A 24,818-nucleotide genomic window follows, 5' to 3' on the forward strand; every position below is an offset into this window, starting at 1 on the left:
TTTGTATGGTATAAATATTTCTATTGCCAGTTTTTGTTTCAAATAAAATACCGCTATAGGCTAGAAATAGTAAAGAGCTTATCTTTAATCAAGTAGTAATTTTTTAAGCGTTTTTTTTTGGGTTTAGGAGGTTTTTAGTTGGGGTTGTAGGGGTAAGGTTATTTCAAAATCCCCCCTATCCCCTTAAGAAATGCGTTTTACTTAAGAAATGAGTTTGACCATAAAATCAAAAGCAATCAAACAAATTTTTTAAAAAACCTTATTTTTAAACTTTAAACTTTCCTTAAATTCAGTAATATTTAAGCTTATTTCCTTATAATGGGTGCTTTAATTTTATCAAAGGATTCTTATGACAAAGACCGCTAAAGTCAATGACATCGTTCGTGATTGGGTCGTTTTGGACGCTAAAGACAAAGTTTTTGGCCGCTTGATCACTGAAATCGCTGTGCTTTTAAGAGGCAAACACCGCCCTTTTTACACCCCTAATGTGGATTGTGGGGATTTTGTGGTGGTTATCAACGCCAATAAGGTTAAATTTTCAGGCATGAAATTAGAAGATAAAGAGTATTTTACTCATTCAGGCTATTTTGGCAGCACCAAGAGCAAGACTCTCCAAGAAATGCTAGAAAAAACCCCTGAAAAGCTCTACCACTTAGCCGTTAGGGGCATGCTCCCTAAAACGAAATTAGGGAAAGCGATGATTAAAAAGCTCAAAGTTTATCGTGATGATAAGCACCCTCACACCGCACAAACTAGCAAAAAGGACGCTAAATGAGAAAAATCTATGCTACCGGTAAAAGAAAAACCGCTATCGCTAAAGTGTGGCTCACTTCGGGTAAAGGCGAATTGAGTATCAATGAGCAAAGCCTGAATCAATGGTTAGGCGGGCATGAAGCCATTAAAATGAAAGTCATGCAACCTTTACTTTTAACCAAACAAGAACAATCTGTGGATATTAAAGCGGTGGTTTTTGGTGGGGGCTATTCGGCGCAAGCGGAAGCCTTAAGGCATGGCATTTCTAAAGCCTTGAACGCTTATGATATTGCTTTTAGAGCCATTTTAAAACCTAAGGGCTTGCTCACTAGGGATTCAAGGGTGGTTGAACGCAAAAAATATGGTAAAAGAAAGGCCAGAAGAAGCCCGCAATTCTCCAAAAGGTAATTTTTATTTCTTTTTGCCTCTCCTTTGGGGGGGCTTTGGCTCTCTTTTATTTTCTGCTTTTTTGTTCTCTTTTTTTTATTAAAATTTCAAAATAATAATGTATAATGATCGTTCTCTATCAATTCGTTTTAAAAGGGCAAAGGGAATGAAATCTACAAAAATTGGTTTTAAGATTGTGGTGATGGTGTGCGCGGTCGTTATAGCGATTAGCGCTATTATGGGCTTTATTATCAACCACAAGGTTGAAAGCGTGTTGCAACACCAAGCCACAGAATTGTTGCAAAAAAAAGCTCAGTTAGTCAGTTTTAAAATTCAAGGCATTATGAAGCGTATTTTTATGGGCGCTAACACCCTTGAAAGGTTTTTAAGCGATGAAAATGGCTCTATCAACGACACCCTAAAAAAGCGCATGCTCTCTGAGTTTTTGTTGGCAAACCCCCATGTGTTATTGATTAGTGCTCTTTATGCTAACGATGACAAACGAGCGATCACTGCCATGAACATCAATTCAAAAATCGCTTACCCTAGTATCGCGCTCAATGAAAACATGATCAATCAAATCCATTCGCTCAAAAGTATAACCCGTTCAGATCCCTATTATAAAGAGGTTGATGGCAATAAAATCTATGGCATGGATATTACCCTCCCCTTAAAGGATAAAAATCAAAATGTTATAGGCGCTTTAAACCTCTTTTTAAACATTGATGCCTTTTATACAGATGTGGTAGGCAAGAAAAAGAGCAACACCTTTTTAATGGGGAAAGACGGCAGGCTTTTAATCAACCCTAATCGTGGGATTCAAGATAAAATCTTAAGCGCTATCAATCCGGATAGAAGAGTCGCTAAAGCTGTGGAATATTACAACAACAACGAAGCCGGAACTTTGAGCTACCATTCATTGAGCGGGGATACAGAAACCTTTTTAGCCATACAACCCTTTGATTTTTTTGAAGGAAAAGAAAATAACGGCAACCATTGGCGTTGGGCGATTGGGAAATATGTCAATAAATCTTTGGTCTTTCAAGAAGCGACAAATACCAGATACATTATCATCACCACTTTGATTTTAGGCGTGCTGGTGTTAGCCCTTTTAGTCTTTATCATCATTTCTAGTCTCATAACCAAACGCATCAGTAGGGTCAATAACACCCTAAATGATTTTTTCAACCTGCTCAATAACCCCAAAAATAACCATGCCATAAGCCTAACGCCCCCAAGCGCTTATGATGAAATCGGGCAAATGCAAGCTTCTATCAATGAAAACATCCTTAAAACCCAAGAAAACATTCAAGCCGATAACAAAGCCATTCAAAACAGCATTGAAGTAACCAATCATGTGGAAAATGGGGATTTCACGCAAGAAATCGCATGCGTGCCTAAAAACAAAGACTTGCAAGCTTTAAGAAACACCATTAATAGCATTATCCAGTATTTCCGCAACCAAATTGGCGCCAATATTGAAGCCCTAAATAACGCCCTAGAGCATTATAAAAACCTAGATTTCACCCACCACATCCAAAACCCTAAAGCCAACATGGAAAAAGCGCTCAACACTTTAGGGCAAGAAATTTCTAGCATGCTTAAAGCTTCTTTAGGGTTTGCAAACGCGCTCAATCATGAATCCAAAGATTTAAAAACTTGCGTGGATAACTTGACTAAAACCGCTCACAAACAAGAAAGAAGCTTGAAAAACACCACTCAATCCTTAGAAGAAATCACTAATATTATCACAACAATTGATTCTAAAAGCCAAGAGATGATCTCTCAAGGCGAAGACATTAAAAGCGTGGTGGATATGATTAGAGATATTGCCGATCAAACCAATCTTTTAGCCCTAAACGCTGCTATTGAAGCCGCAAGGGCCGGTGAGCATGGCAGAGGCTTTGCGGTGGTGGCTGATGAAGTGAGGAAGCTCGCTGAAAGGACGCAAAAATCCCTCAGCGAAATTGAAGCCAATATTAATATTTTAGTTCAAAGCATCGCCGATAACGCCGAGTCTATCAAAATGCAAAATAAGGGCGTAGAAAACATCCACAACTCCATTAACGCTTTGCAACAAGATGTGCAGGATAATTTGACTATCGCTAACCATTCTTTACAAGTCAGCACCAAAATTGATGGGATCTCCCAAGATATTTTAGAAGATGTGAGCAAGAAGAAATTTTAGTTTCTGCTTTTAATTTTGAGCGTCTGAAAGGTGGAACCGCCCTTTTTTTAAAGCAAGGGGCTTTCTAGCTGTAAAGTGTTCTAACGGACGCTAACATGAAAGGATCTTTAAAGTCTGCATGGGCATTTCTTACCCTAAAAAGATTAGAGGTATTTTGTTAGCTTGAATATAGCCTAAGCGCTTACATCTTGCACCCTAAAGGACGGAGTTTTTGCACTAGTTTGATGATAAAAAGCTTTGGTTGGATTTTTAAAAGCGTTCTTAGGGGGAGTGTTAGTTTTGGGGGTTAAAGGGGTATTCATCGCCAAAATACCCCCCTACCACCCTAAAAGAATTATAAATAAAAATATTAAGTTTTGGCTATCACTCTTTGATGTTGGGGTTTAATCTCAATTCCCCATATCGCCACCCATATCCCCCATGTCTCCCATATCGCCACCCATGTCATCGTTTATATCCCCCATATCGCCCATGTCATCGTTGCTGTTACCCATGTCGTCGTTCATGTCGTTCGCGTTATTCATGTCATCGCCCATGTCGTTGCTATTACCCATGTCGTCGTTAGTGTTACCCGTATCATCGTTGCCGTTGTTCATGTTGCTCATATCATCAGTGTTACCGGTATCCGTATTGCCGGTGTCGGTGTTACCGGTGTCCGTGTTATTCATATCGCCGGTATTGTTGCTGCTAGCATCTTTATCATCAGTGGGGGTGTCGTTTGCGTTGCCGGTGTCAGTGGTGTTAGTATCCATGTGATCATCGTTGTGATCATCGTTGGTGGTGCTGTTAGGGTTTATGAGCGCGTTACCCCCTTGATCTTTGCTGTCATTTACATGGGTGTTGTCCATGTTGTTAATGGGCGTTTGCTGCATAGGTTGTTGCATAGGGTTACTCATCGCATCATTCAAATCGTCTCTATCATCGCCATCAATTTTCAAACTCCCGTCTAAATAATTCCCCACCACACCGCTGCTATGGCTTAATTGTTGCACGCTGTCTAAGGCTTTATCCACTTGGGCTTGCTGCTCGCTTGAAAGCCCTTTTTGATCTTTTAAGTCATTGTCTAGTTGGTTGAGGTTGTTGTCTAATTTGTCCCTAACCTCCATAGCTTTATTGACCACTGAATCAATCTTATTAGGACTCGCCCCATCTTGCTTCATCTCTTTGATTTGCCCCACTAAATGGTTAAGCTCTTTAGCCTGAGAAGTGATCGCATCCACGCTTTTAGTGGGCATGGCTTTGGTGTGGAAAAGCGAATTGTCTTTGAGCATGCGGCTGTTGTCTAAATTGACTAAAGCGCTATTCAAGCGGTTGGTTTGAATATCCTTGCTGAATTTGGGATCACGATAAAAACTCATGAGATTTGCTGGTTGCGAAGATTTATCGTCTTTATCGTCTCTGTCATCATCAGTAGGCGTATCAAGTTGGTTAATGGAGGCGTCATGGTCTAAAATCTCTTCTTGATCGAGCGCATACATGTAATTTTCTAACATCAAGTAGTCTTGAACTTGCATCATGAAAAACATGTTAGGGTAGAACCCATACATGCCATCATAAAAGTCATAAAAATCATACATGCCCATGCCATACATTCCATACATGCCCATTCCATACATGCCATACATGCCATAATAAGGGCTATAGTAGGAGTTGTAATAGTTGTTGCTCCTGTAATAAGGGCTTTGAGCCTTTTCATTCTCTTGCTGCTTTTTAAGATACGCCCCTACCACGCTCAAATCAGCGAGCATTTTTTGAGCCGTTTTTTGATCTTTTAAAGAAATGCCTAAGGGGATATAAATACCGGTGCGGTAACTATAAAAAGAATCCCTAGCGATGATTTTTAGGCAATATTTCAAATTCTTTTGCAATTTTAGGGCTTGCCTCAAACGCACATGCGCTCTAAAATTCCCCAAGATGCCAGAGTTAAAGCGCATTTTTTCCACTAACGCGCTGAATTTTTTCGCATCGCCATTAGCCGCATTGATATAGTTTAAAGCAGTAGCCCCCCACTCTTCAGTACTGCTTTTATAACCCCCAAAATTCACTATTTTTGGCGTTAATTCCCCTTTTAATTGCGAATCTTTTAAATCAAACAACGCCCTATTCACGCTGATAGCGTTTAAACTGAGTGTCATTATAAAAAGTATTTTTATAGCTTTCATTGATAACCTTAAAAAATATCTCTTGCGAGCATTATAGACTATTTTTAGAAATCAAAATGACTTTTGAAAACAAGCCAAAGTAAAAAATCAAATCCCAAAACAAAAGGTTCTGTTTTAAACGCTTCTTTAGTTTTTAAAAAACTTTCTTAAACAAAAACCTAACCCCCAACAAAACAAATATCACAAAAAAAGAAAAAAGAAACCAACAGAGAGAAAACCCTCTATTGGAAAGAAGAGAAAGGCTTAGAAGTTGATCATGTAGTTAAAATAGATAGAGAAGTTCCTTTTATAGAACACATCTACTGATCCATCTACGCCCCTTTCTTTATAGAATTGGTTGGTGAATAAAGGCAATTTAAGGCCCACTTCAATCCCGCTGTGTTTAGAAAAATTGCTCCTAAAACCAAATTCCACAGGCATTTGGAAGTAGCTCGTGTTCATGCTCGCTGAACAGCCGGCGGTGTTGTTGCAAATGTGCATCTGAGATTTCAAGTAGCTCTCTCCTTGAACGATAAACGAATCCCCTCCTAACCCAAAGCCCACGAACAACCCTGCTGTGTTATAGCCCTCTTTACTTTCATAGAAGTTATAGAGCGCATCAAAGCCCACGCCATAAGTGAAGTCATTCACTTGAGACGCGCCCTCCATGATTCCAAGCTGGCTCCCCACAAAGCTTAAATTCGCATGGTTATAGCTGTAGTATCCATAAGATCTAAAGCCAAAGCGTTTGGTTTTGCCAAAGAACCACTTATACCCTGCCATCGCATCTACCCCATACATTTGCCCGTAATTATTGGTGTTGATCACGCTTGGCGTGTAGGTTGCTTGGGCTTGATGGGCTGGAGCTACTTGATTACCGCCAAACATTGAAGTGTTTATCGGGGTGTTATTGTTAGATCCTGGGGTGCGGGTGGTGTTTTGGTTTTCTAAATTAGAATATTGAAACCCCCCTCCTAAAAACGCGCCGCTTTTTTCTGCCATGGACACACTAAAAGCTAATGCCATACCTAAAAAAACCTTTTTCATTTAAAACTCCTTAATGTGAGAAATCCTAAGAATTTCTTTTTTTATTGCATTCATACTATGCTATGACGCAAATATAAAGCTATCAAAATTTGAGAGTTGTCCTCATGCATTCGCTTCTACAGAATACAATTCGCTCTTACAAATATTGAGCTTTGGAGTTATATCACAAAAAAGTGAATTTTTTGTTAAGAATGTGTTAAATAAATCGTTTTATTTTTTAAAAATTTATTTATATATATAAAGAATTTAAAATTATATTTAACTAGATTTTATGGAAGCTCTTACGCTGTTTTTGTGGGGCGAAAATTTAGAGCATGTTAGGGTTTGTGGTAGTCGTGGGTAGCTATCTTAAAAAAGGCTTGGGCGTTTTATCGCTTTTGTCGTATCGTGTAAAAATCTCATTCAAACTGGCTTTGGGCGTGGGCGATTAAAGGGTTGATCACTTCATCTAAATTCCCTGAAAGCATGATTTCTTCTAGACTATACAGAGTTAAATTGATTCTATGTTCGCTCAAGCGGTTTTGCGGGTAATTATAGGTGCGGATCCGTTCGCTCCTATCCCCACTACCCACTTGCTCCTTTCGGTCTTTGGCGTTAGCGAGTTGCTGCTCTTCAATTTGTTTTTCATAAAGGCGTGCTTTTAAGATTTTTAGGGCTTTATCCTTGTTTTTATGTTGGGATTTTTCATCTTGCATGCTCACGCTGATATTGGTGGGAAGGTGCGTGATGCGCACCGCAGAGTCTGTGGTGTTGACGCATTGCCCCCCATGCCCACCAGCGCGAAACACTTCAATCTTTAAATCGCTAGGGTTGATAGAAACTTCCACATCATCTACTTCAGGCATGACCGCTACTGTGATAGCGGAAGTGTGGATGCGCCCTTGAGATTCTGTTTCAGGGACTCTTTGGACTCGATGCGTGCCTGCTTCAAATTTGAGCCTTGAATACACGCCCTTGCCCTTAATCAAAGCGATGATTTCTTTATAGCCCCCTACACTGTTTTCGCTAGAGCTCACTACCTCTACTTTCCATTTTTTCAAATCCGCATAACGGCAATACGCTTTAAACAAATCCCCTACAAAAATGCCCGCTTCATCGCCCCCTGTGCCGGCTCTTAACTCTAAATAGATGTTTTTATCATCGTTAGGGTCTTTGGGGATGAGGAGTTGTTTAATGGCAGTTTCTAGATCGCTTTTTTGGATTTCTAAAATTTTTAACTCTTCTTTAGCCAGTTCGCTCAATTCCTTGTCTTCTAAAAGCTCTTTATTTTCTTTAATGCCCTCTAAAACACTCAAATACTCTTTGCTCGCTATAGAGATTTCTTCAATGGAGCTTTGCTCTTTGCTCAATTCGGTGAGTTTTTTAATGTCGCTAACCACTTCAACGCTGGAAAGCAACGCTGTGAGTTCATCGTATCGTTTGAGAATGGAAGAAAGCTTTTCAGCTAGAATGGACATGCGAGACTACCTATTAAAAAGATGTGAATAAAAGATTCAACAATCTAAAAAACACAGAACTTAAAAAGAAGCCCAATAACAAAAACCCATTACTGAGCTTAAAGAAGTTAAAAACGCCCCAAAACTAAGCGAGAGCGATTTTTTTCACTGAAGCGTTAAGCCTTGAAACTTTCCTAGAAGCGGTGTTTTTCTTTAAAATCCCTTTGCTGACAAATTTATGCAATTCTTTGTTAGCGATTTTCAAACGCTCTTGAGCTTTTGCTACATCATTGACAGCGACCGCTTCACGCACGGCTTTAATGATATTTTTAATTTTAGTTTTATAGAACCTGTTGCGTTCGGTTCTTTTAATGGTCTGTCTGATTCGCTTTTCTGCGGACTTATGATTTGCCATAGCCTTGTTTTAATCCCTTTGTAATGTAAAATTTGGCATAATTCTATCTAAAAATTGATTAAAAATAGTTTAAAAGGTATTTTATAACGATGAAAATTTTTGGGACTGATGGCGTGAGGGGTAAAGCAGGGGTGAAACTCACCCCCATGTTTGTGATGCGTTTAGGCATTGCTGCCGGATTGTATTTTAAAAAACATTCTCAAACGAATAAAATTCTAATCGGTAAAGACACCAGAAAAAGCGGCTATATGGTAGAAAACGCTTTAGTGAGCGCTTTAACTTCCATAGGCTATAACGTGATTCAAATAGGACCTATGCCTACCCCTGCGATTGCGTTTTTAACCGAAGACATGCGCTGTGATGCGGGCATTATGATAAGCGCGAGCCACAACCCTTTTGAAGATAATGGTATCAAGTTTTTCAATTCTTATGGTTATAAGCTTAAAGAAGAAGAAGAAAAAGCAATTGAAGAAATCTTTCATGATGAAGAATTACTGCATTCTAGCTATAAAGTGGGCGAGAGCATCGGCAGCGCTAAAAGGATAGATGATGTCATAGGGCGCTATATCGTGCATTTAAAACACTCTTTCCCCAAACATTTGAATTTACAGAGTTTAAGGATCGTGCTAGATACCGCTAATGGTGCGGCTTATAAGGTGGCTCCGGTCGTTTTTAGCGAGCTTGGGGCTGATGTGTTAGTGATTAATGATGAGCCTAATGGGTGTAACATTAATGAGCAATGCGGGGCTTTACACCCTAACCAACTAAGCCAGGAAGTGAAAAAATACCGCGCGGATCTGGGCTTTGCTTTTGATGGCGATGCCGACAGATTAGTGGTGGTGGATAATTTAGGGAATATCGTGCATGGGGATAAGCTTTTAGGGGTGTTAGGGGTTTATCAAAAATCTAAAAACGCCCTTTCTTCTCAAGCAATTGTCGCTACTAACATGAGCAATTTAGCCCTTAAAGAATACTTAAAATCCCAAGATTTAGAATTGAAGCATTGCGCGATTGGGGATAAGTTTGTGAGCGAATGCATGCAATTGAACAAAGCCAATTTTGGAGGCGAGCAAAGCGGGCATATCATTTTTAGCGATTACGCTAAAACAGGCGATGGTTTGGTGTGTGCGTTGCAAGTGAGCGCATTAGTGTTAGAAAGTAAGCAAGTAAGCTCTGTTGCGTTAAACCCCTTTGAATTATACCCCCAAAGCCTAGTGAATTTGAATGTCCAAAAAAAGCCTCCTTTAGAAAGCCTGAAAGGTTATAGCGCTCTTTTAAAAGAATTAGACCAGCTAGAGATCCGCCATTTGATCCGTTATAGCGGCACTGAAAACAAATTACGAATCCTTTTAGAAGCTAAAGACGAAAAACTTTTAGAATCCAAAATGCAAGAATTGAAAGAATTTTTTGAAGGGCATTTGTGCTAAACGCCACTAAAAAAAGCCTATTGATTTTTATAGGGGTTTTTTTCCTTATTTTTGGCGTGGATCAAGCGATTAAACACGCTATTTTAGAGGGGTTTCGCTATGAAAGTTTGGTTATAGATATTGTTTTAGTGTTCAATAAGGGCGTGGCGTTTTCCTTACTCAGTTTTTTAGATGGGGGTTTGAAATACTTGCAAATCCTTTTGATTTTAGGGCTTTTTATCTTTTTAATGCGCCAAAAGGAGCTTTTTAAAAGCCATGCGATAGAATTTGGCATGGTGTTTGGCGCCGGGGTTTCTAATGTTTTAGACCGGTTTGTGCATGGGGGCGTGGTGGATTATGTGTATTATCATTATGGCTTTGATTTTGCCATTTTTAATTTCGCTGATGTGATGATAGATGTGGGCGTGGGCGTTTTATTGTTAAGACAATTCGTTTTTAAGCAAAAACAAAACAAAATTAAGGCATAATTGCCCTTTTTAAAATAAAAGGTCGCGTAGCTCAGTTGGTAGAGCACTACCTTGACATGGTAGTGGCCGCTGGTTCAAGTCCAGTCGTGGCCACCATTATTACTCAATTACTCATTATAACTCCAATTCTAGTTCTCATTTTTTTGTGGGTTTTTGATTTTATCAAATGATTTTAAAGGGTATTAAACGCGCTCCCAATAACGCCTTGATAGCGCTTCAAAGCTATAACATTAATTTATTTTAAATAATAATTAGTTAATGAACGCTTCTGTTAATCTTAGTAAATCAAAACATTGCTACAATTACTCCAACCTTGATTGCGTTATGTCTTCAAGGAAAAACACTTTAAGAATAGGAGAATGAGATGAAACTCACCCCAAAAGAGTTAGATAAGTTGATGCTCCACTACGCTGGAGAATTAGCTAGGAAACGCAAAGAAAAAGGCATTAAGCTTAACTATGTGGAAGCAGTAGCTTTGATTAGTGCCCATATTATGGAAGAAGCGAGAGCTGGTAAAAAGACTGCGGCTGAATTGATGCAAGAAGGGCGCACTCTTTTAAAACCGGATGATGTGATGGATGGCGTGGCAAGCATGATCCATGAAGTGGGTATTGAAGCGATGTTTCCTGATGGGACCAAACTCGTAACCGTGCATACCCCTATTGAGGCTAATGGTAAATTGGTTCCTGGTGAGTTGTTCTTAAAAAATGAAGACATCACTATCAACGAAGGCAAAAAAGCCGTTAGCGTGAAAGTTAAAAACGTGGGCGACAGACCCGTTCAGATCGGTTCACACTTCCATTTTTTTGAAGTGAATAGATGCCTAGACTTTGACAGAGAAAAAACTTTCGGCAAACGCTTAGACATTGCGAGCGGGACAGCGGTAAGGTTTGAGCCTGGCGAAGAAAAATCCGTAGAATTGATTGACATTGGCGGTAACAGAAGAATCTTTGGATTTAACGCATTGGTTGATAGGCAAGCCGATAACGAAAGCAAAAAAATTGCTTTACACAGAGCTAAAGAGCGTGGTTTTCATGGCGCTAAAAGCGATGACCACTATGTAAAAACAATTAAGGAGTAAGAAATGAAAAAGATTAGCAGAAAAGAATATGTTTCTATGTATGGCCCTACTACAGGCGATAAAGTGAGATTGGGCGATACAGACTTGATCGCTGAAGTAGAACATGACTACACCATTTATGGCGAAGAGCTTAAATTCGGCGGCGGTAAAACCCTAAGAGAAGGCATGAGCCAATCCAACAACCCCAGCAAAGAAGAACTGGATTTAATCATCACTAACGCTTTAATCGTGGATTACACCGGTATTTATAAAGCGGATATTGGTATTAAAGACGGCAAAATCGCTGGCATTGGTAAAGGCGGTAACAAAGACATGCAAGATGGCGTTAAAAACAATCTTAGCGTGGGTCCTGCTACTGAAGCGCTAGCCGGTGAAGGCTTGATCGTAACGGCTGGTGGTATTGACACACACATCCACTTCATTTCACCCCAACAAATCCCTACAGCTTTTGCAAGCGGTGTAACAACCATGATTGGTGGCGGAACCGGTCCTGCTGATGGCACTAATGCGACTACTATCACTCCAGGCAGAAGAAATTTAAAATGGATGCTCAGAGCGGCTGAAGAATATTCTATGAACTTAGGTTTCTTAGCTAAAGGTAACGCTTCTAACGACGCGAGCTTAGCCGATCAAATTGAAGCTGGTGCGATTGGCTTTAAAATCCACGAAGACTGGGGTACCACTCCTTCTGCAATCAATCATGCGTTAGACGTTGCGGACAAATACGATGTGCAAGTCGCTATCCACACAGACACTTTGAATGAAGCCGGTTGCGTGGAAGACACTATGGCTGCTATTGCCGGACGCACTATGCACACTTTCCACACTGAAGGCGCTGGTGGCGGACACGCTCCTGATATTATTAAAGTAGCCGGTGAACACAACATCCTACCCGCTTCCACTAACCCCACTATCCCTTTCACCGTGAATACAGAAGCCGAACACATGGACATGCTTATGGTGTGCCACCACTTGGATAAAAGCATTAAAGAAGATGTCCAGTTCGCTGATTCAAGGATCCGCCCTCAAACCATTGCGGCTGAAGACACTTTGCATGACATGGGGATTTTCTCAATCACCAGTTCTGACTCTCAAGCGATGGGTCGTGTGGGTGAAGTTATCACTAGGACTTGGCAAACAGCTGACAAAAACAAAAAAGAATTTGGCCGCTTGAAAGAAGAAAAAGGCGATAACGACAACTTCAGAATCAAACGCTACTTGTCTAAATACACCATTAACCCAGCGATCGCTCATGGGATTAGCGAGTATGTAGGTTCTGTAGAAGTGGGCAAAGTGGCTGACTTGGTATTGTGGAGTCCAGCATTCTTTGGCGTGAAACCCAACATGATCATTAAAGGCGGATTCATTGCGTTAAGCCAAATGGGCGATGCAAACGCTTCTATCCCTACCCCACAACCAGTTTATTACAGAGAAATGTTCGCTCATCATGGTAAAGCTAAATACGATGCAAACATCACTTTTGTGTCTCAAGCGGCTTATGATAAAGGCATTAAAGAAGAATTAGGACTTGAAAGACAAGTGTTGCCGGTAAAAAATTGCAGAAATATCACTAAAAAAGACATGCAATTCAACGACACTACCGCTCACATTGAAGTCAATCCTGAAACTTACCATGTGTTCGTGGATGGCAAAGAAGTCACTTCTAAACCAGCCAATAAAGTGAGCTTGGCACAACTCTTTAGCATTTTCTAGGATTTTTTCTAGGATTTTTAATTTTCTAGGATTTTTAGGAGCGACACTCCTTAGTCCTTATTTTTTAGCTCTCTGATTTTTTGTTTATCAAAAAATTGGGGGCTTTTTTTTGTTTTTATTTTTTGTCAATTTACTATTTTTCTTTATGATTAGCTCAAGCAACAAAAGTTATTCGTAAGGTGCGTTTGTTGTAAAAATTTTTGTTTGGAAGGAAAAGGCAATGCTAGGACTTGTATTGTTATATGTTGGGATTGTTTTAATCAGCAACGGGATTTGCGGATTAACCAAAGTCGATCCTAAAAGCACTGCGGTGATGAACTTTTTTGTGGGCGGGCTTTCCATTATTTGTAATGTGGTTGTCATCACTTATTCCGCTCTCAACCCTACAGCCCCTGTAGAAGGTGCTGAAGATATTGCTCAAGTATCGCACCATTTAACTAATTTCTATGGGCCAGCGACTGGGTTATTGTTTGGTTTTACCTACTTGTATGCAGCTATCAACCACACTTTTGGTTTGGATTGGAGGCCGTATTCTTGGTATAGCTTATTCGTAGCGATCAACACTGTTCCTGCTGCGATTTTATCCCACTATAGCGATATGCTTGATGACCACAAAGTGTTAGGCATCACTGAAGGCGATTGGTGGGCGATCATTTGGTTGGCTTGGGGTGTTTTGTGGCTTACCGCTTTCATTGAAAACATCTTGAAAATCCCTTTAGGGAAATTCACTCCATGGCTTGCTATCATTGAAGGTATTTTAACCGCTTGGATCCCTGCTTGGTTACTCTTTATCCAACACTGGGTGTGAGATGATCATAGAGCGTTTAATAGGCAATCTAAGGGATTTAAACCCCTTGGATTTCAGCGTGGATTATGTGGATTTGGAATGGTTTGAAACGAGGAAAAAGATCGCTCGTTTTAAAACCAGGCAAGGCAAAGACATAGCCATACGCCTTAAAGACGCTCCCAAGTTGGGTCTCTCTCAAGGGGATATTTTATTTAAAGAAGAGAAGGGAATTATCGCCGTTAATATCTTGGATTCTGAAGTCATTCACATCCAAGCTAAGAGCGTGGCAGAAGTAGCGAAAATATGCTACGAAATAGGAAACCGCCATGCGGCTTTATACTATGGCGAGTCTCAATTTGAATTTAAAACACCATTTGAAAAGCCTACACTAGCGTTACTAGAAAAGCTAGGGGTTCAAAATCGTGTTTTAAGTTCAAAACTGGATTCCAAAGAACGCTTAACCGTGAGCATGCCCCATAGTGAGCCTAATTTTAAGGTCTCGCTAGCGAGCGATTTTAAAGTGGTCATGAAATAGAAAAATAACAAATGGATAAAGGAAAGAGCGTGAAAAGCACTGAAAAAAGCGTGGGTACGCCCCCAAAAACTCCAAAGACAGACAACAATGCTCATGTGGATAATGAATTTCTGATCTTACAAGTCAATGATGCGGTGTTCCCTATTGGCTCTTACACGCATTCTTTTGGGCTAGAAACTTACATCCAGCAAAAAAAGGTTACCAATAAAGAAAGTGCTTTAGAGTATTTAAAGGCTAATCTTTCTAGCCAGTTCCTTTATACGGAAATGCTGAGCTTGAAATTAACCTATGAAAGCGCCCTCCAACAGGATTTAAAAAAAATCTTAGGGATTGAAGAAGTCATTAGGCTATCCACAAGCCCCATGGAATTACGATTAGCCAATCAAAAGCTAGGCAATCGTTTCATTAAAACCTTACAAGCCATGAACGAATTAGACATGGGTGCATTTTTTAACGCTTACGCTCAAACAACCAAAGATCCCACCCATGCCACTAGCTATGGCGTTTTTGCGGCGAGTTTGAATATGGAATTAAAAAAGGCTTTAAGGCATTATCTTTATGCGCAAACTTCTAACATGGTAATCAACTGCGTTAAAAGCGTCCCCTTATCCCAAAACGACGGGCAAAAAATCTTATTGAGCTTGCAAAGCCCTTTTAACCAGCTCATAGAAAAAACCCTAGAGTTAGACGAAAACTACTTGTGTGCGGCAAGCGTTCAAAACGACATTAAGGCGATGCAGCATGAGAGTTTATACTCGCGCCTTTATATGTCTTGAATTTTAATCTCAAATTGAAAGGAATTTTATGGTAAAAATTGGAGTTTGTGGTCCTGTAGGAAGCGGTAAAACCGCCTTGATTGAAGCTTTAACGCGCCACATGTCAAAGGATTATGACATGGCGGTTATCACTAATGATATTTACACTAAAGAAGACGCAGAGTTTATGTGTAAAAATTCGGTGATGCCACGAGAGAGGATTATTGGCGTAGAAACGGGAGGCTGTCCGCACACCGCCATTAGAGAAGACGCTTCTATGAATTTAGAAGCGGTAGAAGAAATGCATGGTCGTTTCCCTAATTTGGAACTGCTTTTGATTGAAAGCGGAGGCGACAACCTTTCAGCGACCTTCAACCCAGAGCTAGCGGACTTTACGATTTTTGTGATTGATGTGGCTGAGGGCGATAAAATCCCCAGGAAAGGCGGCCCAGGAATCACGCGTTCAGACTTGCTTGTCATCAATAAGATTGACTTAGCCCCCTATGTGGGAGCGGACTTGAAAGTCATGGAAAGGGATTCTAAAAAAATGCGCGGCGAAAAGCCCTTTATTTTTACGAATATCCGCGCTAAAGAAGGCTTAGACGATGTGATCGCATGGATCAAGCGCAACGCTTTATTGGAAGATTGATGAACACTTACGCTCAAGAATCCAAGCTCAGGTTAAAAACCAAAATAGGGGCTGACGGGCGGTGCGTGATTGAAGACAATTTCTTCACGCCCCCCTTCAAGCTCATGGTGCCCTTTTACCCTAAAGACGATTTAGCTGAAATCATGCTTTTAGCGGTAAGCCCTGGCTTAATGAAAGGCGATGCACAAGATGTGCAATTAAGCATCGGTCAAAATTGCAAGCTAAGGATCACTTCGCAATCCTTTGAAAAAATCCATAACACTGAAGACGGGTTTGCCAGCAGAGGCATGCATATTGTTGTGGGGGAAAACGCTTTTTTAGACTTCGCGCCTTTCCCATTAATCCCCTTTGAAAACGCGCATTTTAAGGGCAACACCACGATTTCTTTGTGCTCTAGCTCTCAATTGCTTTATAGTGAAATCATTGTCGCCGGGCGAGTGGCACGCAATGAGTTGTTTAAATTCAACCGCTTGCACACCAAAATCTCTATTTTACAAGATGAGAAGCCCATCTATTATGATAATACGATTTTAGATCCCAAAACCACCGACATGATGAATATGTGCATGTTTGATGGCTATACGCATTATTTGAATCTGGTGCTTGTCAATTGCCCCATAGAGCTCTCTGGTGTGCGAGAATACATTGAAGAAAGCGAAGGGGTGGATGGAGCCGTGAGTGAAATCGCTAGTTCTCATTTATGTGTGAAAGCTTTAGCGAAAGGATCAGAACCCTTATTGCATTTAAGGGAAAAAATCGCTCGTTTCACCACGCAAACCATCACGCAAAAGGTTTGAAAACGCTTTAAAAAGATTAAATCCCTTTAGTCTTTTTACTCCCCCCCCACTTTTTTTTAACTCTCTTTTTTTAACTCTCTTTTTTTAACCTTGTAAACTGAAGGACCTAAACTCAGTGTGGCTGTCTTTGGAAAGCTTTACAAATAGCGCGTTGGGTTTGCTTGGTGAAGGCAAATCGCTTTTGATAGCGTTCAAGTTTTCCCCATTGCACCTAAAGGCTAGGCATTGCTTGAAGTGGTGGTTTAACAATTCTTTTAACTTGTCAAAATGGTAATTAGTTTTAATTTGTCTGTAGTCATGCGCAAAGATGACGCAATACTGCTCGTTGTCTATGGCTTTTTCTAAAAACGATTTTAACTTTTCCGCCCCTACTTTGTCGTGCAATTCTTTCGCTTCGTTGAGATTGTCTATCACAAGCGCGCTGTTAGGATTCATAGCGGTGTCTAAAACGCTTAAGATATTTTCTACAGGCGTGATGCCGTATTCTTTTTGTGCATCAAAAGACCTTATCAAGCGTTTTTCTTTATTGCAAAAAACCAATTCTTTGTTCGCACTCTTAATGTTTTGGAATAAAAGCTTCATTAAAGCGATACGATCCTGTAAATTTTGACTCACCACCAACAAATGCGATTCGTTACTTTCAAACTCCACTATCAGATCCTTTTGCTCATAATCCACTGTTTTGCCTAGATGCAAACGCATTTCATTAGCCTTAAGGATATTGGGCATTTTTAAAGGTGTCTCGCCATTATAGATTTTACGATCTATGGGGGTGAGATTTCTTTGGTTAAATTCTTCATGGATTTTTTTGATAAACGCTGTGAAGTCATCAGGGGCTTTAGGGATACTCATCTTGGTGTGGTATTTTTTATGCCCTCCGTTGTTGTTGAAAATGCCTTCTAGTTTTTGAATCTCACAAGCTACATCATCGCCCAAAACACTACTGCTGTCTTCTGCGTCCATGGGCAAAGCGATGCGGTTGGCGATTTGAGCCTTAAAGCTTGGATTAATGTCAGTGCCGCGCATGGTTTGAGTGGCTAAAACTAAATGCACCCCATAGCTGCGGCCCTTTTTAAGCAGGGTGTTTAAATGCCCCTCCACGCTCTCTTTCCCTTTAGTGGAGTTGTCGCTAAAAAGCACCTGAAATTCATCAATCACCACGATCAATCTGGGCATTTTTTCATGCTTGCGGTAATCGCTCAAATCTTTCACATTAAACTGCTTGAACAGCTCGGCTCTTTTTTGCATTTCATCACAAAGCCATTTCAAGAAAGTGATGCCATAAGAGACTGAACTCGCCACGCTCACCAACCTCGCATGCTCTAAAGCGGGATCGGCTACATACGCGTTAAATTCCACCCCCTCTTTATAGTCTAACAAAAAGAGTTGGACTTCATCGGGTGCATAGTAGAAAGCTAGATTTTGAATCAACACATGCAAGAAATTGGATTTCCCGCTCCCGCTGTGGTCGCAAATGAGCGTGTGGTTTTGCGCTTCACCGATTTCAAAACACACTTCCTTATGGTTAATATCCCACCCTACCGGCACAACCACCTCATGCTGAGAGCTTTTAGTCCAAAATTCTTTGTCTCTTTGTAAGTCCTTCAACTCCCTTTTAACTTCTTTTTTTTGCTTGTAATACGCTTTGATTTTATCAGCGAAGTCTTTCATGTGCTGGGATTTAATACCTTGATCGTTGATCACTTCTACATTAAGGTATTTTAAGCGTTCAAAGCTTGTCCTGTCTTTAAAAAACTCCGCATAGCGTTTCAAATCTTCTGCGGATTTATTGTTTTTTTTCGCTCTCCAAATTGACAAAGCTCAAAACCCCATTTTTAGAGCCAAAACGCATGATCTTTTCCAAATAATAAAGCGCGTTTTGACTTAAAGCATCTACCCCGCTTAAAAAAAGCGCTTTTAAAGGCAAGGGGTCTTTCTCGTTTTCATTATAATGCGCAAAATCTCTAAAACCGGCCAATTTTTCTTGCAAATTAACCTTTAAGTATTCATACAAATGCTTTAGGGCTTCTTCTATTTCCTTGCTTTCGGTTAAAATCCTTTGCTGGTAAATAAAGTCATTGTTTTTATCTAAAAGCCTTCTGGCCAGATTGAAAATGCCCCCCAAACTCAACGCATCAATCAAGACGATCTCTAATTGCACTAAAGGCGCGCTGGAGAGTAAGCGCATGAGCATTTCTCTCAAAAACTGCCCGTCTTTTTCATGCTCTATATACAAGCTTTTAGGGGGGAAAGGATAAACTTTAGGTAAGCAAAATTCCATATTAGTGCCATTTTTGCCCCTAACATGCAATAAACCACAGCTTAAAAATTGTGGGTAAGTGGTCGTTTCATTGAATTGTGGCGCGTCTGTGAATTGCGCTTGAACTTGCCTGATCCTCTTTTGATAGTTCTCTATTTGTGAGGCGATCGGCTTGAGAAAACTCTCTGGCTCTTTTTTAGCAACAACTTTATCTAAGGCGTCGTCCAGTTCTTTTAATAAATTACCCGCATCAATCATTTTTATCCTTAAGATATTCATCATAGTGCCTCTTGGCTTCTCTTTCATGCTCTTTGGCTTCACGCATAAGCCTATCGATCTCGCTTGATGGATGGAAATTCATATCAATTCGCCCCTCCAAAGACTTGGCTTCTTCAATTTGATCGTTGATTTTTCTTCTTTGGTATTGAGTGTCTTGCTCTAAATTTTCTAAGTCATGCGCGATTTTTAGCATCTCCTCTAGCGCCTCACTTTTAAGTTTCTGCCCTAAATCATCTTGCATGGCGTTTTCTACAAATTCATCGCAAATCTTTCTTAACTCATTGGTGCAACCCTCCAAAAAAACTTTATGAGAAAACATTTTAACCCCTTGATTCCAGTTTTTTTAAAAACATATTAAGATTTAATAGCGCTTTTTTTGAGCCATCATCAGTGTCTAAAAACAGCACCACATCAGTAGTCGTATTCCAAAGATAATACCCCCCATACCCGTCATTAGCAAAGACGATTTCTTCAGGCTCTAACCATTCTTTTAAGATCTGCATGAAATCAATGAACAAGCTCTCTAAATTGAAGTTCAAAACATGCTTGAACGTGTAGGATTCATTGCCCACCATGAAATAACGCCATTGGCTAAAACCATAATTTGATCGTTTGATGAAGTCCTTAAACGCATCGCTCAAGCCTATTTTCAACCGCTCTTCTAACCTGTTCAACGCATTTTCATTGAGCGGCTCTACAAATTCCCAATTCAATTCTGTTTCTGTAGAAATTCTGTCCATAGTGAATATCCTTTCGTGTGTTTCACGCCTAATAATAATTCTTCCCTAACCAACGCCACATTCCCTAAAACATTCGCGTCAAAATGCCATAAATAGCCCCTAGGGATGAATCCTTTTGCGATCTGTTCCAACTCTGTCGCATCAAAGCCCAAATCGTTGTCTTTAAGCGTAGCTTCTAAAGCCTTTAGGGCATGATGAGTGCATGCGGTTTTATCTAAATCCTCTAAAGGCACAATAACGCTAAAAACGCTATCAAATTCCGCTAAACGCAACTCATTAAAGCGGACTTCTTCCGGATAAGGGTTTTGCTCATCTACAATAAAGCCCTCTTTTTCTTTTTCTAAAAACTCCCTATACTCCAACGCTTTTTGCGTATAATTTTCATTCCGTTCTAAGATGGGTGCTATTTTTTGGCTCAAACTTTCTGTGGCGCGCTCCAACTCTGTTTCTAAATTATCAAAAGCTTCATTGATAGCGTTTGAATCGTTAGGGGCTTCTTTGATTTTTTCTGTAAAACCTTCTAAAACTTTCTTACAATTTTTAACGCAATGCTTTTTGGCTAACGAAAAGCTTTCGTTATAAGAAGGCACGCTTAAAACGCTTGGCATCAAATCCTCTAAACTCTTTTCAAATTCTCGCTCTTTAGAGCTTGCCATGCGATCTAATTCATCGTTAGACAAAGCGTTATGATGGATCTTGTCTTTCAAATCAGCGTATAGATCAGCGTATAAAGAAGTGCTAAAATTTTCCCTCAAACCCTTCAAGCGTTCATCATCTGTAGCCCTCTCTAACTCTGTTTTTAAACGATTAAAGGCTTCATTCACAGCGTTCAAATCGTTAGGGGATTCTTTGATCTTTTTTGTAAAACCTTCTAAAGCTTCCTTAATGTTTTTAGTGCAACGATTTTTAGCTAAAGTCAAGCTCTCAAAATCAACGCTCATCAAATCCAATCCATGCTCTTTAGAAGTTGTGGCGCGATCCCTATGAGAAAAAGCACTGATTTTATCTTTCAAATCAGCGTATAAAGAAAAGCTAAAATCTTCCCTCAAATCTTTCAAGTGCTCATCAAAAACGCTTTTTTTAGGGCTATAAACAATCGTAGGGCTTTCAAAATCGCGCTCCTTTAAACTTTCTGTGGGTGCAATATTGTATTCATTATCTATCGCCACGCTCGCATAATTCAAACGCTTGATAAATTCCTGGTGCTTATCAGTATAAAAGTGCAACATCTTTTTAACGCTCTCCCAAACTCCCTCCACAAGCTCCACGCTCGCTTTGGCTTGATTAGAGTAGATTTCAAGCATTCGTTCTAACAACCCCACATTCCTTTTGCATTTTTCTGTGTATTCTTTCATACGCCTTAAAACTATTTCAGCGGTTGCAATGGCTGCCGCAGCAGCTATTCTAGCAGGAGGCCAAATCCACAAGACGACAGAAGCACCTTGCAAGACTCTTAAAGCAACTTTAGCGTCATCTTCATTGCTTTTGGCTTTTTTTAATTCTTCTCTAGCATTTTGCAATTGCATTTCAATTTTTCTGCGCTCCACTATGATTTTTAGCGCGTAACTATCAAGATTTGTGATAAATTGAAGACACCTTTCTTTTTGCAAACGCTCTTTAAATTCCCTGCATTTTCTAACGATTTCTTTGACTTCTTCTGTGTCTGTTTTCCATTCAGCCATAAACCACCCCTTAATAATCTTGCTCTAAAACCCTAATCCTCTCTTTAAGCCATGCGATTTGCTCTTGCGCGGCTTCATCAAATTCATTGAAAGTGCCTTTCAAGTTATCCACCACCTCGCTAAATTTATCCCTCCTAGCGTCTTGCCATGATTCTAAATTGTGGAAATGATTACTCAAGCTATTCACTTCCTCTCTTAGTAGCTCTTTAAAGCGTTCTAAATGCCCTACAAATTCCCTGACCTCTTCGGTATCCATTTGCACTCTGCTCATCGGTTGTCCTTTCTTTTAAAAATTTTCTTCATTAGAATCAGGCTTTCTATCGCCGCTGATTCTAATGCTCCCACCCCCATAGCTAGGGGGTGTTGTGGGGCGAATCTCTAGCGTTTCGCCTCTTTCTCTTTTGTATTTTTCTTGCTGGCTTTGGTGGTATGTTTTCATGCTGTCTATCACGATTGCTTTGTGGTTGCTCCCTAAATCAGCGTTGGTGAGCAATTTTTGAGCACCATTACCCAAGCTGTTAGAACGCTTGTCTTCTATCTTAAGAGACAAATTCAAGCCCTTAAAACCCTCCAAAGCTTCCACTAACGCTACCACAAGCTTCCTGTCCCAAATGGAATTTTTCAAATCCTTACACAAGGAAAAAACCTCGCTTGGAAACTGGTAGTCATACAAAAACAAAAGGTCTAAATTGTCTAAAAATTCCACATTACAACGCTCTTTAAAACTTCTCAAAAAACCCTCTTTTAAAGGCACAAAGCCTTCCGTGATAGGGATTAGCCCCTTGTCTTTGGCGCGTTTAAACACCATAATACTTTTTTCAATCACGACAAACGCATAAGCGTTCTTAGTCATCATAATTTTTCTACCTCGCTTTCATAGATTAGTTGGTTGTCTTTAAACAGCCCCACTTTAATGCTTTGGGAATCCACACAACACACCTTCACATCCACTTCTTCAACCTCTTCTAGCGCTATGGAAATCATTTGCGTATCTTTAATGTCCAAAGTGTTGGTGTTGGCTAGATGTTTATCGCTGTAGCGTATCTCTAGCTCATCAAAGCCTCCCCATTCCTCTTTAGTTTGGAAAATCTGGTATTCATTAGGCTTTAAAGAATCCCTATGGATTTTAGCGTGGAATTTCCCTTCTATCTCAATGCCTAAATCGTATTTAAACACAGGATTGGAGCTTATAGAGGGCCTTTCAATCCCTTTAGCCTTGTCCCTGCTTTCTAAAAGCCCAAAAGCCACCCCGGTTTTGCAAGTGGGCTTCAAATAAGCGGGCGTGTTAGAAACGTCTTCTCCTGTAAGCTCTAAAATCTGTTTGTCTGATTTTTCTGTGCCTAGCGGCTCGTAAATGATGAATGTGAAATCATCTTTAGAGGTCTTTTGCTTGTAATCTTTGAGCTGCTTTTCTTTGGCGTTTTCAAACGCTTGTTTGACTAGCACCGAACGGCTCGCATTCCCGCCTAAGAAAATATGAAACGCCCGACACTGATCATCAATGTTTTCAGCCATCACTTTAGAAAATCTGGCAAAGAAGTTGGCAACGCTTTCATTGATCTTGTCTTTTAAGAGGTTTAAAAGCTCTTTGCAATCAACTTTAAGATCGCATTCTGTTTCTACCCCATTCCTATCCAACAGCATGGTTTTAAAATCCTTTTCAAAACCCTCTATGCTAAACTCTTCATTTTCTTCTATCGCTTCTATAATATCAGCGTCTAAATTTTCTAAAAAAGGGCGTAATTTAGAAGCGATCTCTTGCAAATTCAAGCGCGCTTCCCTGGAGTTTTGCATAAACGATCCAAAGCGTTGCGTATCAATCCTGTCATAGTTGGGCTTAGCGATGACAATGTCTTTTGATTTCAGCGTTTGAAAATTTTGGCCATACGCTTCCCAAGCCAACAATTCCAATAAATTTTCACCGCCTAAAAATTTATCCCCTCCACTGCTAAAATGCGTCATTTTGTAAAGGAATTTGGGGTTAGCGCTTTTTTCCCATTTGCCAAAGTCAAAATCCGTCGTCCCGCCCCCAAAATCAAACACCCCGTAATAAACCGGCTTGTCTAACTTCTCTGATTTAAAAAACCCATAGCTTTTTAAAGCGCTAATGGCATACGCGCAAGGCTCGCTCGCTTTTAATTCCACTTTGAAAGTTTTAGCCGTTTTTTCATCGTCAAAAACATGCCGGGGTAAGGATTTTTTCAAGCCTTTTTCAAAACTCTCTCTGATTTTTTCAGCCTGATGCTTTTCATACTTGATAGGATAGGATAAAAAGTATTTCAAAAACACGCCATTTTCCATGTTGTTGATGCAGCGGCCGATGTAGTAAGCGTAGATTTCTATGGGGTTAAAACCCGTGCAGTTAGTGAAGCTTTCTAAAGGAAAATCCTTTTCACAATCCCTAAAATTCTGTTTTTCATCCGCTCCAGCCCATTGCTTCAATTGAGAAAAAAACCGATACAAATCATTCCCTTTAACGCCTTTAGCGTTCTTTTGGGCTTCATGCGCCACTTCTATATCGTTCTTTTCTGTGAAAGGGCGGTGCTTTAGCGCGTTATAAGCGTTAAGAAAGTTTTCTTTATATCTAAACTCCATGATCGTAGGGTTTTCAAACTTTGTAGGACTTGCGTCATCTACTAGCCCGCTAATAGAAAGCAAGCGGTATTTTCCGTTCTCATCCATATAGCTTGCGGTCGTGCTTTTAGTCCCAAAGTCAATAGCGACAACGCCCTTGTTTAAATCCTTCAAACTTGAGCGTGCATAGAAGTTCATTTCTTTGTTTTTTTCGTTTTTAGGTAAATTATCAGGCCTAAAGGTTACGCTTTCTTTAGGCACGCTAGGCACCTCTAAATCCCAATGCCCTCCGTCCAAATCAAGCAATTGGCTTTGGCTATAGCTCTTAAGGCCTACCGCTACAAAATCCACCTCGAGCATCAACTCTTTAAATTTTTCAAAATCCACATCCACATCGCTATAAGAAACGATCTCTAAGGTTTTTTCTATTTTCTCATTAGTGATCTTTTTATCTTGCGCTAAATCCTCTATGAATTTTTGATTTTCATCAGAAAGATACCTTAAAGAAGTCTCATTATTGACGATCGCATGAAGCACCCGCAGCGCTTGTTCAAACTTAGTTCGATCTTCTTTTGACACTTCTTCTTTGAAATTAATCGGAGCTTCTTCATTGAATGCGGCTTTATTGTTTAAAGACAGCTTGCACAGCTTCTCTACTAAGGGGTGGCCAAGAGGCAGTCTTAAACTCTGTAAGGGGTTTGCCAT

22 protein-coding genes, 1 tRNA gene and 1 pseudogene are annotated in these 24,818 nt (G+C 40.1%); 13 read left to right on the forward strand and 11 right to left on the reverse strand.

Annotated elements, in window-relative coordinates:
* Window positions 1–349 precede the first annotated feature (349 nt).
* From rplM to BZK24_RS02030, 3 genes are all read left to right on the forward strand, one after another.
* Complete coding sequence (rplM, locus tag BZK24_RS02020) at window positions 350–775, forward strand: 50S ribosomal protein L13 (RefSeq protein WP_000167675.1); 426 nt, start codon at window positions 350–352, stop codon at window positions 773–775.
* Window positions 772–1,161, forward strand: a complete 390-nt coding sequence (rpsI, locus tag BZK24_RS02025; protein WP_077656413.1) for a 30S ribosomal protein S9 — start codon at window positions 772–774, stop codon at window positions 1,159–1,161. The genes rplM and rpsI overlap by 4 nt, the downstream gene beginning before the upstream one ends.
* 145 nt (window positions 1,162–1,306) lie before the next feature.
* On the forward strand, window positions 1,307–3,328 hold the full coding sequence (locus tag BZK24_RS02030) for a methyl-accepting chemotaxis protein (RefSeq protein WP_077656414.1): 2,022 nt from the start codon (window positions 1,307–1,309) through the stop codon (window positions 3,326–3,328).
* A 389-nt stretch (window positions 3,329–3,717) separates the two neighbouring features.
* On the opposite strand, the gene BZK24_RS02035 is transcribed toward BZK24_RS02030, so the two are convergent.
* The 4 genes from BZK24_RS02035 to rpsT all read right to left on the reverse strand — a co-directional run bounded on the left by BZK24_RS02035 (window position 3,718) and on the right by rpsT (window position 8,367).
* Window positions 3,718–5,490 carry a dentin sialophosphopreproprotein gene (locus BZK24_RS02035; RefSeq protein ID WP_077656415.1) on the reverse strand — a complete coding sequence of 591 codons (1,773 nt, stop codon included), beginning with the start codon at window positions 5,488–5,490 and terminating at the stop codon, window positions 3,718–3,720.
* A 243-nt stretch (window positions 5,491–5,733) separates the two neighbouring features.
* The gene (locus tag BZK24_RS02040) at window positions 5,734–6,516 is read right to left on the reverse strand and encodes an outer membrane protein (protein WP_077656416.1); all 783 of its coding nucleotides are present in this window, start codon (window positions 6,514–6,516) and stop codon (window positions 5,734–5,736) included.
* A 398-nt stretch (window positions 6,517–6,914) separates the two neighbouring features.
* Window positions 6,915–7,973 carry a peptide chain release factor 1 gene (prfA, locus tag BZK24_RS02045; protein WP_077656417.1) on the reverse strand — a complete coding sequence of 353 codons (1,059 nt, stop codon included), beginning with the start codon at window positions 7,971–7,973 and terminating at the stop codon, window positions 6,915–6,917.
* A 124-nt stretch (window positions 7,974–8,097) separates the two neighbouring features.
* Complete coding sequence (gene rpsT / locus BZK24_RS02050; protein WP_001273615.1) at window positions 8,098–8,367, reverse strand: 30S ribosomal protein S20; 270 nt, start codon at window positions 8,365–8,367, stop codon at window positions 8,098–8,100.
* Window positions 8,368–8,456: 89 nt separating this feature from the next.
* Between rpsT and glmM the strand changes: the two genes are divergently transcribed.
* The 10 genes from glmM to BZK24_RS02100 all read left to right on the forward strand — a co-directional run bounded on the left by glmM (window position 8,457) and on the right by BZK24_RS02100 (window position 16,578).
* A complete protein-coding gene (glmM, locus tag BZK24_RS02055) occupies window positions 8,457–9,794 on the forward strand; it encodes a phosphoglucosamine mutase (RefSeq protein ID WP_077656418.1) in 1,338 nt (445 codons plus the stop codon).
* Entirely contained in the window at window positions 9,788–10,261 is a 474-nt protein-coding gene (gene lspA / locus BZK24_RS02060) for a signal peptidase II (RefSeq protein WP_077656419.1), read from the forward strand. The genes glmM and lspA overlap by 7 nt, the downstream gene beginning before the upstream one ends.
* 20 nt (window positions 10,262–10,281) lie before the next feature.
* Window positions 10,282–10,357: transfer RNA gene (locus BZK24_RS02065), tRNA-Val, on the forward strand.
* Window positions 10,358–10,625: 268 nt separating this feature from the next.
* Complete coding sequence (ureA, locus tag BZK24_RS02070) at window positions 10,626–11,342, forward strand: urease subunit alpha (RefSeq protein WP_000779231.1); 717 nt, start codon at window positions 10,626–10,628, stop codon at window positions 11,340–11,342.
* 3 nt (window positions 11,343–11,345) lie between these two features.
* Window positions 11,346–13,055, forward strand: coding sequence for an urease subunit beta (gene ureB / locus BZK24_RS02075; RefSeq protein ID WP_000724295.1), 1,710 nt, complete (start codon window positions 11,346–11,348; stop codon window positions 13,053–13,055).
* A 220-nt stretch (window positions 13,056–13,275) separates the two neighbouring features.
* Window positions 13,276–13,863: an acid-activated urea channel protein UreI gene (gene ureI / locus BZK24_RS02080; RefSeq protein ID WP_000901257.1), complete on the forward strand. Its 588-nt coding sequence runs from the start codon at window positions 13,276–13,278 to the stop codon at window positions 13,861–13,863.
* 1 nt (window position 13,864) lies between these two features.
* Window positions 13,865–14,377, forward strand: a complete 513-nt coding sequence (gene ureE / locus BZK24_RS02085) for an urease accessory protein UreE (RefSeq protein WP_000583045.1) — start codon at window positions 13,865–13,867, stop codon at window positions 14,375–14,377.
* An 11-nt stretch (window positions 14,378–14,388) separates the two neighbouring features.
* The gene (locus BZK24_RS02090) at window positions 14,389–15,153 is read left to right on the forward strand and encodes an urease accessory protein UreF (RefSeq protein WP_077656420.1); all 765 of its coding nucleotides are present in this window, start codon (window positions 14,389–14,391) and stop codon (window positions 15,151–15,153) included.
* Between the two features lie 28 nt (window positions 15,154–15,181).
* On the forward strand, window positions 15,182–15,781 hold the full coding sequence (ureG, locus tag BZK24_RS02095) for an urease accessory protein UreG (RefSeq protein WP_000238762.1): 600 nt from the start codon (window positions 15,182–15,184) through the stop codon (window positions 15,779–15,781).
* Window positions 15,781–16,578 (forward strand): urease accessory protein UreD, encoded by a 798-nt coding sequence (locus tag BZK24_RS02100; protein WP_077656429.1) that lies wholly within the window; start codon window positions 15,781–15,783, stop codon window positions 16,576–16,578. The genes ureG and BZK24_RS02100 overlap by 1 nt, the downstream gene beginning before the upstream one ends.
* An 84-nt stretch (window positions 16,579–16,662) precedes the next feature.
* Here BZK24_RS02100 and BZK24_RS02105 read toward each other — a convergent pair.
* From BZK24_RS02105 to BZK24_RS02135, 7 genes and pseudogenes are all read right to left on the reverse strand, one after another.
* A pseudogene (locus BZK24_RS02105) lies at window positions 16,663–19,120 on the reverse strand (FtsK/SpoIIIE domain-containing protein).
* Entirely contained in the window at window positions 19,089–19,436 is a 348-nt protein-coding gene (locus BZK24_RS02110) for a hypothetical protein (RefSeq protein ID WP_077656421.1), read from the reverse strand. The pseudogene BZK24_RS02105 and the gene BZK24_RS02110 overlap by 32 nt, the downstream one beginning before the upstream one ends.
* A gap of 1 nt (window position 19,437) precedes the next feature.
* Complete coding sequence (locus tag BZK24_RS02115) at window positions 19,438–19,857, reverse strand: SMI1/KNR4 family protein (RefSeq protein ID WP_077656422.1); 420 nt, start codon at window positions 19,855–19,857, stop codon at window positions 19,438–19,440.
* Window positions 19,827–21,539: an HNH endonuclease gene (locus BZK24_RS02120; RefSeq protein ID WP_077656423.1), complete on the reverse strand. Its 1,713-nt coding sequence runs from the start codon at window positions 21,537–21,539 to the stop codon at window positions 19,827–19,829. The genes BZK24_RS02115 and BZK24_RS02120 overlap by 31 nt, the downstream gene beginning before the upstream one ends.
* 10 nt (window positions 21,540–21,549) lie before the next feature.
* On the reverse strand, window positions 21,550–21,810 hold the full coding sequence (locus BZK24_RS02125) for a hypothetical protein (RefSeq protein WP_000092101.1): 261 nt from the start codon (window positions 21,808–21,810) through the stop codon (window positions 21,550–21,552).
* Between the two features lie 15 nt (window positions 21,811–21,825).
* The gene (locus tag BZK24_RS02130; protein WP_077656424.1) at window positions 21,826–22,395 is read right to left on the reverse strand and encodes a hypothetical protein; all 570 of its coding nucleotides are present in this window, start codon (window positions 22,393–22,395) and stop codon (window positions 21,826–21,828) included.
* Window positions 22,392–24,818: a hypothetical protein gene (locus BZK24_RS02135; RefSeq protein ID WP_077656425.1), complete on the reverse strand. Its 2,427-nt coding sequence runs from the start codon at window positions 24,816–24,818 to the stop codon at window positions 22,392–22,394. Before BZK24_RS02135 ends, BZK24_RS02130 begins: the two co-directional genes overlap by 4 nt.

Source organism: Helicobacter pylori (assembly GCF_001998165.1).
Lineage (GTDB): Bacteria > Campylobacterota > Campylobacteria > Campylobacterales > Helicobacteraceae > Helicobacter > Helicobacter pylori_DL.